Below are 16,223 nucleotides of genomic sequence, written 5' to 3' on the forward strand. Positions count from 1 at the left end.
TGATCATTTTAAACCTTATTTTTACGGGCGAAAGGCAGAATATGGGAACTCTGGTCTGTCGCATTGAACTGGATAAGCATAAGGGGATCACCGTTACCGTGGAAAATGAGGATGGCGGAATCACCCAGACCATATCCATGGATGGCACTTCCATTGTCACCACATGCAAGGGCGATGAGGAAACCAGTACCATCACCCAGAAGCAGGACAGCATTGCCATAAAATGCAAGACCTTTACCCTTGATGCCGAGGAGATCACCTGCCATTCCACAAAGAATACCACCCATAAAAGCGATGAAAAGTATGATGTAAAAAGTACCAAAGATATGACGCTCACCACGGATGCCGCACTGAAGGTCAAGGCTTCCAAAAAAGCGGAACTCAGTGCCCAGAGTGTGGATATCAAGGCCGATAACAAGGCGTCTTTCTCGGGTATGGATGTTGTTGCAGAAGCGAAGCAGAAGGCGGAGATGAAAGGCCTGATGCTGAATCTTTCCGGCAAGACCAAGGCTGAAATGAAAGGGCTGGCCGTGAAGGTCGCAGCGGATGCAGCCCTTGACCTTGAGGGCCAGCTCACAACTCTGAAGGGTTCCATTGTCAATGTACAGGGTTCCATGGTTAAGATTGGCTGATATTATCGGGGGAAATGATGCGCATGGACGAAAGAATGTACAAAGCCTTTCAGGAGGAAATGAATGCCCTTGAGAGTTTCCGTATCTCCTATGCGGCATTGTATCCATCTGTTCCTCTGGAGCGGAACGATCCCGATGTGAAGCGGCTCATGGAGGCCATGGCCTTTTTTGGCGCAAGGTCAAGGCTTGCGGCGGAACGCCATGTGCTGGCCCTGAGACAGAGGCTTTTTCATCAGTTTTTTGATTACCTTGTTTCTCCTGTGCCTGCCATGGCCCTTCTTCAGGCCAGACCCTCATCCCAGCTTGTGGATCCAGTGAGCATTCCCGCAGGCTCGGAGTTTCTCATGACGGTGCCGGATGGCAGGCAGGCTTTTTTCAGGCTTGTTACGGGCCTAAGACTTTTTCCCCTTGCAGTGAAAAGCGTCAGTACCCTGCTGGGGGCAGGCCGGGGTTTTCGTATTCTTCTGCGTCTGGCTTCGCCCTTTGCACGCCGTGATGACAAATGGACCCTGAACATGCACATCACCCATCTGAATGATTTCAGGGATTCTCTTAAGCTGCTGCACACCATAAAACAGCATCTGAAGCAGGCTTCCGTGGTTTATGAGGATGACGTGGACGAAAACAGCAAAGGTCTTCCCTGTACCTTGACATTTGGCATGCAGCCGCTGGCTGAGGGAGAGGAAGGGGCCGAGCTGATTACCCATCCTCTGGAAAGGGAAAGGCTGGCTTTTACCCTTCCCCAGCAGGATCTTTTCATGAATGTAGAGCTGCCCCCTTCTCCGGATGCCTGGAAGCGGCTGACCATATGTCTGGATATGGATGATGGCTGGCCCAGAAATACGGTGCTGCATCCGGATATGTTTCAGCTTTTTGTTGCTCCCGTGGTGAACCTTAAAAAGGATTTTACCCATCCCCTCTTCTGTGAGGGGCTGAGGGAACGCTATGATCTTTTCCATCCCAGACCAGAGTACGGGTTTGCCCTGCATTCGGTAAAGGGGGTGTATGAGGTGAGCAAGGAAGGCCTTTTTCCCCTGATGCCGGGTATTGTATCCGGGAGCAGCGGTTCCTACGAGATGGATTATGCATCAGGCGGGTCAGGGGGGGCTGTCAACGGGCTGATCCTTAATTATCCGGAGGCCTTTGACGGTGGCAGGCAGATTGCCGTGGAAGGTCTCTGGCATCAGCCCTGGATTTCGCGTTTTATGGGCCAGAAGCTCAGTATTGTTCCCTTTACCAGACAGATTCCAGGGGTTCGCTGGGACTGGGCCGGGGCAGGGCGGGGTTTTATGGAAAATACCTTTCTTCAGCATGAAGACGGTGTGCTGCAGCTTGTGGCACTGATGAACAAGACCATACTGAACGTGGAGGATATCCGTCTGATTCTTGCGGCTTCAGGAATAGACAGGATACCTGAGTACAGGGAAGCCATGGGGCTGCTGGAGGATGCACGCTGTCAGCATGCCCCCTGCAGAAAACCCTCAGGGAACACGGTCCTCAAAGAGGTGTATTCCCTTGGTTTCCGCGACGTGGGCGAAGCTGTCATGCCCTTGCTGGAGAATTTCGGGCGCCATGTGCAGCGCATTCTCAATGCCTGGGTGGCGGATACGCCTGTGGAGGTGGAAATGGAATCAGGCCTGACTCCCGTCAGGAGGGGAAAAACCGCATGAATAAAAGTTTATGGGCTGAAATATATAAGGTTTTCAGGACAAGGGACAGGGTTTTTTCTCCATTCAGGGCTTCTGTGGGGGAAGGGGGAGAGAGCTTTGCTTCAGAAAAGGAAAACGATCCTGAAAGGTCAGGACTTTATACCCGTATCCGGGAACCCGGTCCCGATGATCTTGTGCAGGCAAGGTCTGCAATCCGTGAAGCCCTTGAAAATTTGAGGGAGGCCCTTTCCAGGGAGCTTATGGAAAGGGATGTGTATTATCTCCTTTTTCCCATTGTGGCCCATCTCGATGAAGGGGTTCAGACCCGCTACATGGATCCTGCCATATCCGGAGGCTGGCCGCCTCTGCAGAGGGAGCTTTTTGATACGGATGCGGCGGGTGTGGTTTTCTACGAGACCCTGGAGGATCTTCTGCTGAAACCTCAGACCCTGCCTGCGATTTTTGAGGTGTATTATTTCTGTCTGAGTGATGGCTTCAATGGCCGTATGGTGAACAATCCGTCGAAAAGACAGGAGTTTATGGAAAGGCTCACCAACCGTATTCCTGTGCCGGAGATGTCTGAATTGTCACATGTCTGGGAAAGGGAGCTGACTCCGGTTGCAGAAGACAGGATTTCCCCCTTTTGGCTTTATGGGGGGGCTCTTTCCTGTCTGATTCTTTTTTATTTTATCCTGAGTTATCTGGGCTCTTACTGGATGGAGATGAATTTTTAAGGGCCGATTCTGCCGGGCTGATTTTCTCCATTCCTTTCAGGATTCCAATGAAAGGGAAAAGCGTTTCACCCACAAAGAGGATATCTGGAAAATGGATGGGTCAAAGGAGTTGTTTGCCATTGAAAAACTCAGGCGATGCTGGTCCGGGGCCGATGGGGATGCAAAAAAATCAGGGCCTGAATCCTTAATGGAAAAGGCCTTTGATGAAAAAGCCATGCCTGCTGCCATGTTTTCTGATCTTGAAGAAGAGCTTGTCCGTCTTTTTTTATCCTTTCCCGGACACCTTGAAAGTCTTCAGGCGGAGCTGAAGCGTATTGCGGTCCTTGCAGGGCTAAGCGATCAAAAGGGTATGGTTTCAGGCGAGGACGAAGAGGCTGTATCCTGGAAGGAAATCCGTATGGAGCTGGACCGTTTTGAGGATCTTCTTGAGGCCTTGATGCTGGATGCGGGTGTCTGATCTGATATTATTTTTGAGTATAGACGAAAAAAGAGGGATGAATGGCTTCTTTTGAGGGTAGAATCCGTAAGAGAATCCGGGACTGCGATGCCCTGTCTCTCATGCGTCTTCTCATGCACCATGGCTATAAAATGGATCAGATTTTTTTCCTTGGACATCCGGACTCCTGTTCAAGGGAAACCCTGTTTGAAGACATCCGGTTTTTTCAAAAACCCTATTCCCATGTACTGATTTCCGTGAATATGGGGCTTTTGTCCGCCCAGAGTCCCCTTCCCAGTTATTTTTTCAAAAGAATGGAGTCCCACACCCTTGATGCGCTGAGCTTTATTCAGTTTATTCATTACTTTGATCATTTTCTCCTGCTGAATTTTTTCAGGAGTGTTTATCCTGAGTCGGATACAAGAATTTACAGTGATTATCAAAAAGGTCAGCGCAGCACCCTGCAGATGCTTTCCCTTCGCTCCCCGGTCACCCTCCACTGGGTGATGGATGCGGTTTTTCCTGAACTTACTGTCCATGTCAGGAAGGGGACTTTAAAGCATCATGCCCGCCTGAACGCCAGTGCCTTTATCCTCGGAACGGCTGTTTTTGGTCGCAATGCAGTGCTTGGGGGCAGCTTACGTCAGCCAGCAAGGGGCCTCCGGGTGGAGATGTTCACGGACAGTGAAACGGCACCCTGCGGTCTTCCCTGGATGCAGGTAATCAAGGGGCGTCTTGAGAAAATTGTGTTTCCTGTTCTGGGGGCTGTGGGAGTGGAGCTTGAAATCTTTCTTGTGCTGTCAGGCAAAAGAAATCCGGTTCAGCTCAGATCCGGTGCTTCCCTTGGTTATGATGTCATAGAGGGTGGCGATTCAAAGCACCGTATTCTGCCGGTTTTTTCAGGCTGTGTTCTTGAGTAGTCTTGTTTTTTGCATCCATAGGAAAGTCCACCGTGCTTTTTTAATCATCAGTCAGGGATGGGATCAATGAATATTGAATACCTGAGAAGAGAGCTGTCACCCAGTGAAAAACCAGGCCTTGACATTACGGATCCAAGGCTTGTGGACATTGCCACCCTCGCCCAGAACGGTGAGTACATGGCAGCGGCAGTGGCCGTTGAGGGGGTTTTTGAAGAAGGGATTTATGATGTAAGGCTTATGGGTTTTTTCCTTTACGGCCTTTTTCTTGAAGGTGGGGTGCGGGGGCTGAAAGAAGTCTTTTCTGCCCTTTCCTTTTTTCTGGAAACAAACTGGAACTATACGGGACCGGAAAAGAAGCGGGAAAAGCACGGACAGGTGGGGCTGGGCTGGTTTTTTAACCAGCTTCTGAAAAAACTTCAGCATGAAGAGGCCTCAAAGGGAGGAATCTGGCAGCAGTGGCTGCAGGAAACCCATTCGGATGATGCGGGAGATGCCCTGGAAGCGGCTTCCGATCTCAGGCGGGTCATGTCTCAGGTCCTTGAAGATGCAGCAGAGCCTCTGCTGGACGGGCTTTTAAAAATATCCGACTGGCTCAGGGCTTTCCAGAGGCTGGTTTACAGTGAGGAGGCTGTAGCAGAGGAGACCCCGGAGGAAACAGAGGCGTCAGAAGAAGAAAAGCAGGAGAAAACGGCAGCCTCTGGCGGGGCTGGCTCCCGTACCCCGTGCGGGGAAGGGCTTCTGGTTGAGGGGTCCGTTCATCTGGAGCTGCTCATGAAAAAGCTTCAAATTTTTGAGCAGCTCATGGAAAGGGAAATGTATCCCAGGGCGGCCCTTGTGGCCGATGATATCATGCAGACCATAGAAAATTTTGACCCAAGGCTTTATTTTCCTAAGCTTTTCAGTCGTTTTTTTATGCTTCTGGCATTGCGCAGTGAGGATGTCATGCAGTTTGAGGAAATGAAGGAAAGTCCGGAATGGCAGGCCATGCGGGAGTTTTTCAAGGTGGATCCCGATGCCTTTGTGGATTTCTGATCCCTGTTGAATAAGGCTTTCTGTTTATACCTGCAGGTCGCTGGCGGATTGAAGAGCAAACTGAAATGTAAAGGGGGGGCTGTGAAATGTAAAGGGTGTGGCATTGAGTCGCTTTCAGATGAGGGCATGACCATGGTAGCAGACTGGCCCTTTTGTTCCCCCTGCTTTGAAAAACTGCTGACGGGCGGAGACAGGGCTGTCAGTGCAAGGGATACGGAGGAAAGTGCCGGAGCCAGCCAGGAAGCTCAGGAAGTCCATGGGGGGGCTGGGGATAAAAAGGTGCCGGGCTGTGAACTCTGCGGTGCTCCCCTGGGTGAGGATGACTGCAGGGTGGGCATATGGAAGTTCTGCAGGATCTGTTTTCAGGATCTTGTCATGGCACCATCTCCGCCCCGGCCTGTCCAGGGAGAGGATTCAGAAGAAGCGGAAGAAGACGGGGGGAGCAGGGAAGACGCATTTTTCGTTCCGGATCACATGAAAAGTGTTCTCTGTGCAGGCTGTGGACGGAGCATTCCCCTTGGTGGTGCAAAGCCTGTGGAGGAAAAATGCTATTGTCCGGACTGTTTTCTTTTGCTTCCGCCAGAAAGAGCAATCCAGGGGCCTGCTTTGGCGCAGAAAGATGAACGCTCTTCCCATGGTACATCTTCAGCCTCTGAAACGGAAGTATGTGAGGCATGCCTGCGCAGGCTGCCCCTGAGAAGACTTCAGGAGGTGCAGGGCTTTGAGATCTGCTCCGCCTGCCTTGCAACGGATGAGGCCATGGCCCTTGAACTGGCCCGCAGCCACCACAGAAAGCGTATGGAGGCAGAAAGGCGTCAGGTTTGAACGGCTTTTTCCTCACCCTAGGGTAGGCAAAAAATCCTTTCCCGGCAAGGGTGAGCATAAAGAAAGGTTTTACATGGGATTCCTTGTAACCAATGGTGCTGTGATGACATGCAGCTTCGGCGTTGCGCCTTCTTCCCTGATTGTGCTGCCCGTAAATATGGTTTTTGCCACGACCCCGGCCGCAACCATCATGGATTTTATACCGATTGTGAATATCCCACCCTTTGGCATGTGTACCACGCCGAGCAACCCTGCGGTGGCAGCAGCAACGGCAGCCGCTCTGGGTGTGCTGACACCTATGCCCTGTGTTCCGGTGACGGTGGCCCCATGGGTTCCCGGAAAACCCACGGTACTCATAAAAAGCTTTCCTGCCCTGACGGACGCCAGCAAGCTGATGTGCATCTGGGGTGGGGTGATTTCCATAAGCTTTGCCGGACAGGTGGCGGTGCAGCTTTAGTCTTTCCCATAAGGACAGCATGGATAACGGATAACATCATGAAAGGATATGGAAGATGATCATTGACCGCTTTAATCTCAAGTCCCAGGAGCTGATTGAAAAGGCCTGCCGTCTGGCTGTGAAGAAGGAGCATCAGTGTGTGACCCCATGGCATCTTCTTTCAAGCCTTCTGGAAGTTCCCCGAAGTCCTGTCCGTTCGGCCCTGACGGATGCAGGAACCCGTATGGAGGCCTTGGAAGCAAGGATATCCGGTCATCTTCTTACCCTTCCCAAGGCCCTTGCAGATGCCCAGCAGACCCCCATCAACCGGGATCTGGAAAGACTTTTCATTCTGGCCGAAGAAACGGCAACCCAGCTTGGGGAATCTGCCATCGGTATTCACCATTTGCTGCTGGCCATGCTGGATGTGGGAGAACCTGCGGCTGCACTGACTGAATCCGGTACAGATAAAGAAAAGCTGGGAACAGCGCTGAAGGCCATGCGGTCATCTGCCTCTGAAAAGGGTGGAGGAACAGGCCTTTCGCAGGAATTTGAATATCTGGCAAAATACACAAGGGACCTTACGGAAACGGCCCGCAGGGGCGAGCTGGATCCTGTGATCGGCAGGGATGAGGAGATCCGTCTGACCATTCAGATTTTAAGCCGCCGCCTTAAGAATAATCCCATTATCATCGGCGAGCCGGGGGTGGGTAAAACCGCTGTGGTGGAAGGGCTGGCCCTTCGCATTGTAAAGGGTGATGTCCCAGACAGTCTCAAAGATATTTCCATTCTGGCTCTGGATCTGGGACAGCTCATTGCCGGGGCAAAGTTCAGGGGGGAGTTTGAAGAACGATTCAAGCGGGTGCTGGAGGAAATCGAGGCCGCAGGAAATGTGATCACCTTCATTGATGAAATTCATATGCTGGTGGGGGCAGGGGCTTCCGGAGGTGCCATGGATGCGGCCAACCTCATCAAGCCAGCCCTTTCCAGGGGAAAAATCCGCTGCATCGGTGCCACAACCCTGGAAGAATACCGCAAGCATATTGAAAAGGATGCCGCACTCATGCGCCGGTTCCAGACCGTTACCGTGGATGAGCCTTCCATGGAGCAGAGTCTGGCCATTTTAAGGGGGATCAAGGAAAAGTACGAGACTCACCATGGCGTTCATATTACGGATGCGGCCCTTCAGTCGGCCGTGAAGCTTGCCAAACGCTACATCACAGACCGTTTTCTTCCGGACAAGGCCATCGACCTTGTGGATCAGTCAGCGGCCAGCCTGCGCATCGCCCTTGCTTCGAGGCCCGAAGACATGGAGCGGATGGCAAGGGAGATTGTGGCCCTTGAAATAGAAGTCAGGGCCCTGGAAGGGGAGACGGACAAGGCCAGTGCAGAGCGTCTGGAGGTGGCAGGGGCTGAACTTGCAGCCCTTAAGGAGGAAAGTGAAAAAAGGGTGGCTGCATGGGAAGAGGAGAAAAAAGCCCTGCTTGCGGTGCAGGATGCAGGAAGAAGCCTTGAAGCCGCCAGAAAGGAACTTGAGCAGAAAATCCGCGAGGAGGATTTCGCAAGGGTTGCCGAGCTTCAGTACAAGGTGATTCCTGAGGCGGAAAAGGTACTGGAACAGTATCAGGGCCTGAATACTGAAAATCAGACTGGAGAGGTGAGCAGAAGGGATCTTCTCCCTGAGGATGTGGCAGTCTGTGTTTCCCGCTGGACCGGGGTTCCCGTGTCAAAGATGATGGCAGAAGAAAAGGATCGCTGGCTTAAGCTGGAAACCCATCTGCGAAACAGGGTTGCCGGTCAGGATGAAGCCCTTGGAACCGTAGCCAGAGCCGTGCGCCGTTCCAGGGCAGGGGTGCAGGATCCCAACCGCCCCGTGGCCTCCTTTCTCATGCTCGGACCTACGGGTGTGGGCAAGACGGAGCTTGCCAAGGCCCTTGCAGAGTTTCTCTTTGATGATGAAAAATCCCTGATACGCATTGATATGAGTGAGTTCATGGAAAAGCACTCTGTGGCCCGCCTTACGGGAGCGCCTCCCGGTTATGTGGGATATGATGAGGGCGGGGTGCTGACCAACAAGGTAAAAAGAAAACCCTACAGCGTTGTTCTTTTTGACGAGGTAGAAAAGGCCCATCCCGATGTTTACAATATTTTCCTTCAGGTATTTGACGACGGAAGGCTTACGGACGGGCAGGGCCGGACCACCCACTTCTACGACACCGTTCTTCTCATGACCTCAAACCTTGGAGCCGACCGCATCGAGGCCGCAGAGACGGAAGAAGACGTTTTAAAGATGAAGCGGGCCATTATGGAAGTGGTGCAGGGCTTTTTCAGGCCGGAATTCCTCAACCGTCTGGATGATATCATCATTTTCCGTCCCCTCACGCCGGAGGTCATGAATCCCATCGTGGATATTCAGCTCATGCGCCTTTCAAAACTCCTTGGGGACAGGAAAATCAAACTGGAAGTGGATGCAGAGGCAAGGGAGTTTCTGGCTGCAGAGGGGTACAACCCCCTTTACGGTGCAAGGCCCCTGAAGCGGGTTATACAGACAAGGCTTCAGGACCCCCTTGCTGAAATGCTCATTGAGGATGGGATGGAAGAGGGGGGCGAAATTCTTGTATCCGTCAGGGACAATACCTTAAATATAAGCAGGGCAGGGGAGGATGGCAGGCCTTTGTTCCCGGAGGGTGAACAGGAAGGATCTGAAACGGTTTCTGAAGCTGCACCTTTCCCTCCCTCTGAATCCCATGGTGAAGAAGATGATGAAGATGGTGAAGGGCATGGGAATAACCATTGATACAGATGTGTGTCAGGCCTGACTTTTCATCAATATTAAGGATCTGTGGCCGTATATGAAATATTTGAACATGCTCAATTCATTTGTGAAGTCCTGGCTTCAGCAGACCCTGAACCTTCCCCCCAAGGTGATTGTCATTGGCATGGCCCTGACAATTTCCCTGGTGGGGCTGCTGATCCTATGGATTCGTAAGAGAAAAAAGGCGAAAGAAGATTCTTCCGAAAAGTCTGGCCCCGATAAAAAACCTGCCATGCCAGCCAAAAGCCTTGTCCGGGTCTGGAAGGAGTTTCTGTCCGGGATACCATGGAGAATAAGGCGGTATACCGGCAGGCTTCCCGTGTATGTGCTCATGGGGGAATCGGGGAGTGGCAAGACGGAGCTTATACGGAAATATACGGATTATGAGGCCCTGTCCCTGCAGTTTCAGGCGGGCCATACCACATCCCCCCTGTTTCAGATCTGTCTTTCTTCAAAGGCTGTGCTTATGGAAATGCCCTCGGGTATTCTGTTCCATAAGGAAGCTGACGGAAGAAGGGCGCTGGTCAAACTCTGGAAAGCCCTTCCGGGCAAAAGAATACCCCACGGGGTTGTCTGTATCCGGGGTTCCATGCTTGAAAAAGAAACCCCTGAAAACCTTAAGCGCCTTGCCCTTTATCTGCGGGGCAAGATCAACCTCATGGCTTCTCCGTCCGGAAAACCCGTTCCCCTGATCCTTTCTTTGACCCACATGGATACTGTAACAGGGTACAGCCAGTGGGTATCCTTTCTGGAATCTCAGGGTATGTCCCTGGAAGCTGTATGGAATGAAGGCTCAGGTTTTCCGGACATTGAAAGGGCGCTGGATATTTACGCTGCCATGCTGCCCCTTGCCCTCACAAGGGTTCCTTCCGGTGATTACCTTGCCATGGTTGACTTTCTTGAGAATGCAGGGAGATGGCTTGGTGTGCTTTCGGCTTTCACAAAGGTTCTTCTGGCTGAGGACCCTTTTTCCAGAACGCCTTACCTGATGCGTATGAGCTTTCATGGAGAAGGTCAGGGGCTTGAAAGCAGCGGGCCCTTCAGCATGACAGCCCATAAGGAATCCCGTGATTTCAGGCTGGGCAGATACCGGCACCCCCTGGCTGCCGGTAGTATTCTTGCGGCGGGGATATTGGGCATGGCAGCGTTTTTTACTGCCAGTTACAGAGAGCTTGAAGAAATTGACCGGCACCTTGATGCCATGGAACTCATTAAGCCGATGAGTTACAGCGAGCTGCATCAGTTTTTTCCCATGCATTATGGACGGAATATCGCATATCGCTTGCTTCCCGAGTTTTTTCCCGAACGGAAGAAAAGAAAACGGGAGAGGCTCATCGAGCTTATCCGTCACCATTATCTTTACCCGGAGTATAAAAGGCTGCAGCTCCGGCTCGATGATCAGGAAAAAATGATTTATCTGATTGCTCTCCTTTATTCTACACCGAAAAACGATCTGCGGAATCTGATTCTTGCAAGATATGAAGACTGGGAAAGGGTGCTTGGACTTCCGCCAAAGCTTGTGATGGACTATGCCATACATAATACCTCACCCCCGAATATAGATATGGAACTCAGTTTAAGCCGTATCAGCAGTTCCTGGAGCTGGGATCCTGCTGAAAGTCCTCTGATGCTGCATTTTCTTTTAAGAAGGCTGGACTCCCTGTATGGGGATGATTTTATAACGACGGAAGTTCTTGAAGGGCTGCAGGAGATTGCGGCACCGGTTCAGTCTCTTGTAAAAAAGGTTTTTTCATTTCCCATGTTGTATGATGTTGTGGAAATAGTAAAAAATGTGACTCCCCTTGGAGCGGATATAGAATGGATGCAGAGAAGGGATCTTCTGTTACGCCATGAGCAGTTGATGGAGCTTTTGAGATACATTGAAGTAGATTCTGTAGAGCCGCCTGATATAAGAGGTCTTTCTCTTGATGCTTTCATGGAGCTGCTGCTTTCTCTTCCCAGGAGTCCTGCGACCTATAATGAACCCCTTACCTTAAGTTTGTGGGACAGGCGTTTTGAGATTAATGTCCAGAAATGGAATGATCTTGTTCTCCGTTCCCAGACAACATTTCTCATGCGCCAGTTTATGGCGGAACATCATCAGAGTCAGGGTCTTCTCTTTTTTCAGGGCACAGGGGAGTTCCCCGATATCTGGCTGAATCCTTCCAGTGACGGCACCCATTTTTTTGCGGGACAGGCCCGCATTGATGGCCGGTTTACCCGGCCTGCCTTTGAAAAGAGGGTGAAGCGTTCCGTGGAGGCCCTTGAAAATCAGCTGAAGGTTCTGCCCGTATCAGAGGGGGAAAAGGAGCGTTTCAGAGACTTTGTTCAGAGGCAGATTCTGCTTTATGCAGAAAGATATGCGGAGCAGTACACCATCTATTATCAGCGTTATCATCTGCGTGTGGATTCTCCTGCGGAATTTCGTTTTGTGCTGCAGCAGATTCCTTCCATGGGTTCTCCCTTCATGAATTTTCTTATGACCATGAAAGAGAATACAATGCTGGATGTGGGGGACAGCCCCATGCTGAGGCCAGTGGCAAGGCGGATGGATGATTTTGCTTTCATGGGAAGGGTTATGGGGGAACAGGATGGCCGCTATCCCCAATGGGAAACCTATAAAGGTCTCATTGCCCGCTTGCAGGAAGGACTCCGTGAGGTATCCTTTTATATTTCCCAGGAAGAAAGGGAACAGGGGGCCGCTCTCAAGGAGAGGCTTTCTCCTCTGGGACGCATGGCCCTTGACATACTGGCCCGGTCACCGGATTCCCATATGGCCATGGCAAGGATGTGGCTGGGTACCGTGGGTGTTGCACCGGAATGGCAGCAGCCCTTCCTTGAACCCTTTCATGCGCTGGAAAGGCTGGGCAAGGGAGAAATTGAAGAAAGGGTTGCTTCGCTGTGGTCTGATCTTTCAGAAAGGCATATGAAGCCACTTCAAAACAGCTTTCCCTTTCATCCTGCGTCGGCCCGTACCCTGCCCCTGGAAGCCCTGCAGGCATCCCTGCATCCGGACGGGAACTTCTGGAAGCAGTTCAGGGCTTATATGGGAACGGTGTGCACCTACGGAGGCGGGCAGTGGAGGGGGACCATGGGAAATCTCCGCCTTCCTGCTGACATGCTTGCCACCGTGAACGGGGCCGATCGCATCCGGCGTGTCCTCTGGGATGAAAAGGGAGAGCCCCGGGCTCTGCAGCTTACGGTCAGGCCCGCCATTCTGCCCTCCGTTCAGGGAGGTGCCGCCCTGCCCGTGAGTACCTATCTGCGCGCAGGCCGGGAAAGCGTGTTCGGTTTTAATCAGATGCCTGCATGGCAGCCTCTGGGCTTTGAATGGTGGCGTGAAGGTTCTTCTGCGGCAGGTATGGCCTTTGAAATGCGGACTTCGGGGAGAAGGGCTTACAGGGAGATTGCTGCGGAGCCTGAACTCTGGTCCTTTTACCGCCTCCTGCAGAGGGGGCGGCGTGTGGAGGGCGGTGCCGTGTCATGGTTTCTGGAAAGCCCATGGGGAGGGGCGGACTTTGATATGGTTTTTGCATTTCAGAGTGATCCCTGGGCCCTCATTGGTTTCAGTGACAGCTTGCAGCAATCAGGAGATGGGAGGCGTTTTCATGGCAGCCACTGACCGGTCCGGTTCTTTACTCAAGGGAAATACTTCGGACAGGAGAGCTGTCGTACATAAGCCCCTCCTGTTTCTGCTGCCAGTCCTGCTGATTTTTTTATCTGCCACAGGCTGCGGCAAACCATGGCAGACAGCTCCCGGTCCCCAGATGCTCCTTAGAATACAGGCCATGCCCGATGCCAACAGGGGCCGGATTTTTTATATGCTTGTCCGGGAAACAACAGAGAAACAGTACCTTACGGAAAGCTACGCAGAAATAGCCGCCCTCGTGTTTTCAGAACCTGGGGATCCTTCCGTGCTGGGGGTTTTCTCTCTGGTTCCGGGGAAAAAAGCGGAGTTTCGTGTGGCCATCCCGGAGCAGAATCCCGTGGCCTTTTACTTCCTTTTCACCGAACCCTCGGAAGACTGGAACCATATGATGCCTTTGCCCCTGAAACCGTCCTATGAAATTCTGATTCAGGAGCGTTCCGTGACCATTGATGACAGGTCTCCGGGAGATCTGTTCGGCACCTCATTTTTTGGTGGCTAGGAGATTCGGTGATTATTTGAAATACCATCATCAAGGAGGGCCGGGTCATGGATCTGGAAAAGGCGCTGGATATCGGCGCACTGGAACGCAGCCTTTGTTTTGCCGGGGACAAGGAGCCCGGTCTGCCTCCATGGCTTGAGGCTTCATGGAAAGAGCCTGCGTCTTTCTGGGAAGGCCTGTGGGAAAGGGCAAAACGTATCTCTGCCTTGCATCCGGCCTCTGTTCCCTTCCGTCATTATGACTTTTACCACGACACGGTTCACAGGTTTGAAGACAGTGGCAGACAAGCCATGAAAGAAGCCGATGGCAAAGAGGGCTGGAAGGGCCTCTCCTTTGCGGCACTGGGCCAGAAGTCCCTCGGCCTTGCTTCCCTCTGGATGGATAGCGGGGCAGAAAAGGGGAAGGTGGTGGCTCTGGTCTTTGAAGAGGGAGAAACCCTCATGCTGACCCTTCTGGCAGCTTTCAGGCTGGGCATGGTCGTTTCCCCCATTCCGCCCCGTGGTCGCCGTCTCCTTGCGGAACGCCTTAAAAATCTTTCCCCTGACTTTGTGGTCGCAGAAGACATGCATGCTTCCCTAAGGGTTTTTTCCGGTTTCAGGCGCCTTGCCCATGAGGCCTTACAGGGCAAAGCTCCGGGATCTGATATTCCCTTTTCATCCTCCGGTTACGTTCCCCAGGAAACCGCAGCCCTGCTCTTTGATCCCACTTGCCCTGAACCCTGCATCCCCCGGCCGGTGACGGCGCAAACCCTTTATCTGGGTTCCCTGAGGGACGGTATGCTTGCCATGGGCCTGAAGCCCGGCGATGCCTATGCTGCACCGGGTTTTAATCCTATGGAAATACAGCCTTCCCTCATGCTTTCAGGGCTCCTTGCCGGAGCCTGCCTTGTTTGTCCCGGTACGGAGGATATGGAAAAAAAGGCCCTGCAACTGGCTTCTGTCAAGCTGAGAATTCTTGGGGTCAGCAGGGCCTTCAGGGAGAGTCTTGATGGTGTTTCTGTGGATTTGGGCAAAAACTGTTCCAAATGGTTCCGGCATCCGGGGGAAGGCCCTCCTTCCCAGGGCTGGAATGATTTTATGAAGGAAAAGGGCCTTGAAAAGGCCTTTGCCTTCAATTTTGTATGGAATGCTTCTCTGGGAGGGGCCTGCCTGTTTTCCGCAGGGTTGACGGGCAGGGTTCATGGCAATGTTTTGCCTGCGGCCGGGGTTCGCTGGCGCATGGGCGATATGGCGGATCCTTCACTGGAAGCTGCCGGATTCCATGGCATCTTTATGCCTTCTTCTGAAACAGGGGATTGCGGAGAGGATGCGGTATGGATGAATGCTTCTGCCATGCTCAGCCCCCATGGCAGGCAATGGCTTTTTTCTCCCCTCCCCCATACCGGCGCCAAAGGGCTTTATTATCCCCGCAAAGAAGCCTTGGATGCCTTGGGTGATGTTTTACCCCCCCCTTCCTTTGCTTCTCTGGTGTTTTTAAGGCCCCAGGGCTTTCGGGAAGATATTGTCTGCAGACTGCTGGTGTTTTTGCCCCTCAAACCAGAGGGTGAAGCAGAAAAAAAACAGGGCCATGCCGCTCTTTTGTCCGAAATCCGGACCTGTCTCGCAAGGGAGCTGGGTGAGGCCTTTGTGCCGGATCAGGTCATTTTCTTACCGCTTTTCCCTTTGCTGGACGAAGAAGGCAGGGTTGATGAACAGTGGTGCGCCAGCCAGTATCTCACCGGCAGGCTCCAGCGCAAGGCCAGATACGCCGTGTTTCAAAAAACCGGAGCCCTTAAAGCCCTTTGTACCCGTCTTCAAACCACTTCTGCCACAGAGCTTCCGTGAGTAAAGAATCCTGATAGCTTCGGAAGCCGCTTACCTTCATGTCCGTAAAGACGGCTTCTGGATTGGAAAAAAGCAGATTCCCGCCATAAAAGTTGGCATATGCTTATTTCAGTGGCGCTTAAAACAGGTGCCTGTAAAGGCTGTGAAAAGGTCCGCTGATCTTGCATGGTCCGCTGTTTCTGTCAGAGGGCGAAGCAATATCATGATGGCATATTTTATGCTGTAAGGCTTGTCATGCCCAGGGACGCACCATGAACAGGGTCTTTCATCAGGGGGACGGGCCTGTGACGCCAGAAAAAAACGGACTTGTTTGTAAGGAAAGGAGAAAAAAACATAAGAAAAATTTAAGGAGGGCTGTCATCAGCTTTACGGAAGGAACGGGGTTTATTTCTGGCTATGTCTGTTCGGGAAGAAAATTCAATTTACCAGAATAAAGGAGGCATATCATGGCTGAGTCTTCATTCAACTGCAGTGTGTATCAGGGGTTCAATTTTCAGAAAGACGGTCAGGAGCTTGTGGGGCATCTGGTATCCCTCACCATTGGTGATGAGGAAATGACAGCGGATATGGATGTAACGGATCCCACATCGGCGAATATGTCCGAGTATGTCAAGGTGGTTGGGGTTATTTCCAGTATTTACTGGAATGGCGGCTATGCGGACCCCATCCAGCTTGCCTTTCAGGTGAGTACGGCGGTGAAAAACAAGGTGGCCATGCTCCAGCACCAGAGCCTTTCCAATACGGAAGTGGTGATGAAGTTCAATATTTATGAC

At 52.1% G+C, this 16,223-nt stretch carries 13 protein-coding genes; all 13 read left to right on the forward strand.

Annotated features, from left to right (window positions below; genetic code table 11):
* Positions 1-41: 41 nt before the first annotated feature.
* Positions 42-632, forward strand: coding sequence for a hypothetical protein (locus LZ24_RS14225; RefSeq protein ID WP_139449952.1), 591 nt, complete (start codon positions 42-44; stop codon positions 630-632).
* Positions 633-655: 23 nt separating this feature from the next.
* Positions 656-2,302 carry a type VI secretion system baseplate subunit TssF gene (locus tag LZ24_RS14230; RefSeq protein WP_186443170.1) on the forward strand — a complete coding sequence of 549 codons (1,647 nt, stop codon included), beginning with the start codon at positions 656-658 and terminating at the stop codon, positions 2,300-2,302.
* Positions 2,299-3,015, forward strand: coding sequence for a DotU family type IV/VI secretion system protein (locus LZ24_RS14235; protein ID WP_144686294.1), 717 nt, complete (start codon positions 2,299-2,301; stop codon positions 3,013-3,015). Before LZ24_RS14230 ends, LZ24_RS14235 begins: the two co-directional genes overlap by 4 nt.
* A 91-nt stretch (positions 3,016-3,106) precedes the next feature.
* Positions 3,107-3,472: a hypothetical protein gene (locus tag LZ24_RS14240; RefSeq protein ID WP_144686296.1), complete on the forward strand. Its 366-nt coding sequence runs from the start codon at positions 3,107-3,109 to the stop codon at positions 3,470-3,472.
* Between the two features lie 41 nt (positions 3,473-3,513).
* Positions 3,514-4,371: a hypothetical protein gene (locus LZ24_RS14245; RefSeq protein ID WP_144686298.1), complete on the forward strand. Its 858-nt coding sequence runs from the start codon at positions 3,514-3,516 to the stop codon at positions 4,369-4,371.
* 66 nt (positions 4,372-4,437) lie between these two features.
* Positions 4,438-5,403, forward strand: a complete 966-nt coding sequence (locus LZ24_RS14250; protein ID WP_144686300.1) for a type VI secretion system protein IglI family protein — start codon at positions 4,438-4,440, stop codon at positions 5,401-5,403.
* Between the two features lie 81 nt (positions 5,404-5,484).
* Positions 5,485-6,228, forward strand: coding sequence for a hypothetical protein (locus LZ24_RS14255; protein WP_144686302.1), 744 nt, complete (start codon positions 5,485-5,487; stop codon positions 6,226-6,228).
* 73 nt (positions 6,229-6,301) lie between these two features.
* Positions 6,302-6,685 (forward strand): DUF4280 domain-containing protein, encoded by a 384-nt coding sequence (locus tag LZ24_RS14260; RefSeq protein WP_144686304.1) that lies wholly within the window; start codon positions 6,302-6,304, stop codon positions 6,683-6,685.
* A gap of 55 nt (positions 6,686-6,740) precedes the next feature.
* Entirely contained in the window at positions 6,741-9,461 is a 2,721-nt protein-coding gene (locus LZ24_RS14265; RefSeq protein WP_144686306.1) for an ATP-dependent Clp protease ATP-binding subunit, read from the forward strand.
* A 55-nt stretch (positions 9,462-9,516) separates the two neighbouring features.
* Positions 9,517-13,101, forward strand: coding sequence for a type VI secretion system membrane subunit TssM (locus LZ24_RS14270; RefSeq protein WP_144686308.1), 3,585 nt, complete (start codon positions 9,517-9,519; stop codon positions 13,099-13,101).
* Positions 13,088-13,627 (forward strand): hypothetical protein, encoded by a 540-nt coding sequence (locus tag LZ24_RS14275; protein ID WP_144686311.1) that lies wholly within the window; start codon positions 13,088-13,090, stop codon positions 13,625-13,627. The genes LZ24_RS14270 and LZ24_RS14275 overlap by 14 nt, the downstream gene beginning before the upstream one ends.
* A 47-nt stretch (positions 13,628-13,674) precedes the next feature.
* Positions 13,675-15,450: an acyl-CoA synthetase family protein gene (locus LZ24_RS14280; protein WP_144686313.1), complete on the forward strand. Its 1,776-nt coding sequence runs from the start codon at positions 13,675-13,677 to the stop codon at positions 15,448-15,450.
* Positions 15,451-15,896: 446 nt separating this feature from the next.
* On the forward strand, positions 15,897-16,223 hold a 327-nt coding region (locus tag LZ24_RS14285; RefSeq protein WP_222427652.1), incomplete at its 3' end, for a hypothetical protein.

Source organism: Desulfobotulus alkaliphilus (genome assembly GCF_007830435.1).
GTDB lineage: Bacteria > Desulfobacterota > Desulfobacteria > Desulfobacterales > ASO4-4 > Desulfobotulus > Desulfobotulus alkaliphilus.

What these genes read in the sequence shown, in the direction of transcription:
- LZ24_RS14235 (WP_144686294.1), top strand. Translation starts at nt 2,299, where the DNA reads ATGAATAAAAGTTTATGGGCTGAAATATATAAGGTTTTCAGGACAAGG.
- LZ24_RS14250 (WP_144686300.1), top strand. Translation starts at nt 4,438, where the DNA reads ATGAATATTGAATACCTGAGAAGAGAGCTGTCACCCAGTGAAAAACCA.
- LZ24_RS14260 (WP_144686304.1), top strand. Translation starts at nt 6,302, where the DNA reads ATGGGATTCCTTGTAACCAATGGTGCTGTGATGACATGCAGCTTCGGC.
- LZ24_RS14225 (WP_139449952.1), top strand. Translation starts at nt 42, where the DNA reads ATGGGAACTCTGGTCTGTCGCATTGAACTGGATAAGCATAAGGGGATC.
- LZ24_RS14270 (WP_144686308.1), top strand. Translation starts at nt 9,517, where the DNA reads ATGAAATATTTGAACATGCTCAATTCATTTGTGAAGTCCTGGCTTCAG.
- LZ24_RS14240 (WP_144686296.1), top strand. Translation starts at nt 3,107, where the DNA reads ATGGATGGGTCAAAGGAGTTGTTTGCCATTGAAAAACTCAGGCGATGC.
- LZ24_RS14275 (WP_144686311.1), top strand. Translation starts at nt 13,088, where the DNA reads ATGGCAGCCACTGACCGGTCCGGTTCTTTACTCAAGGGAAATACTTCG.
- LZ24_RS14280 (WP_144686313.1), top strand. Translation starts at nt 13,675, where the DNA reads ATGGATCTGGAAAAGGCGCTGGATATCGGCGCACTGGAACGCAGCCTT.
- LZ24_RS14230 (WP_186443170.1), top strand. Translation starts at nt 656, where the DNA reads ATGGACGAAAGAATGTACAAAGCCTTTCAGGAGGAAATGAATGCCCTT.
- LZ24_RS14265 (WP_144686306.1), top strand. Translation starts at nt 6,741, where the DNA reads ATGATCATTGACCGCTTTAATCTCAAGTCCCAGGAGCTGATTGAAAAG.
- LZ24_RS14245 (WP_144686298.1), top strand. Translation starts at nt 3,514, where the DNA reads ATGGCTTCTTTTGAGGGTAGAATCCGTAAGAGAATCCGGGACTGCGAT.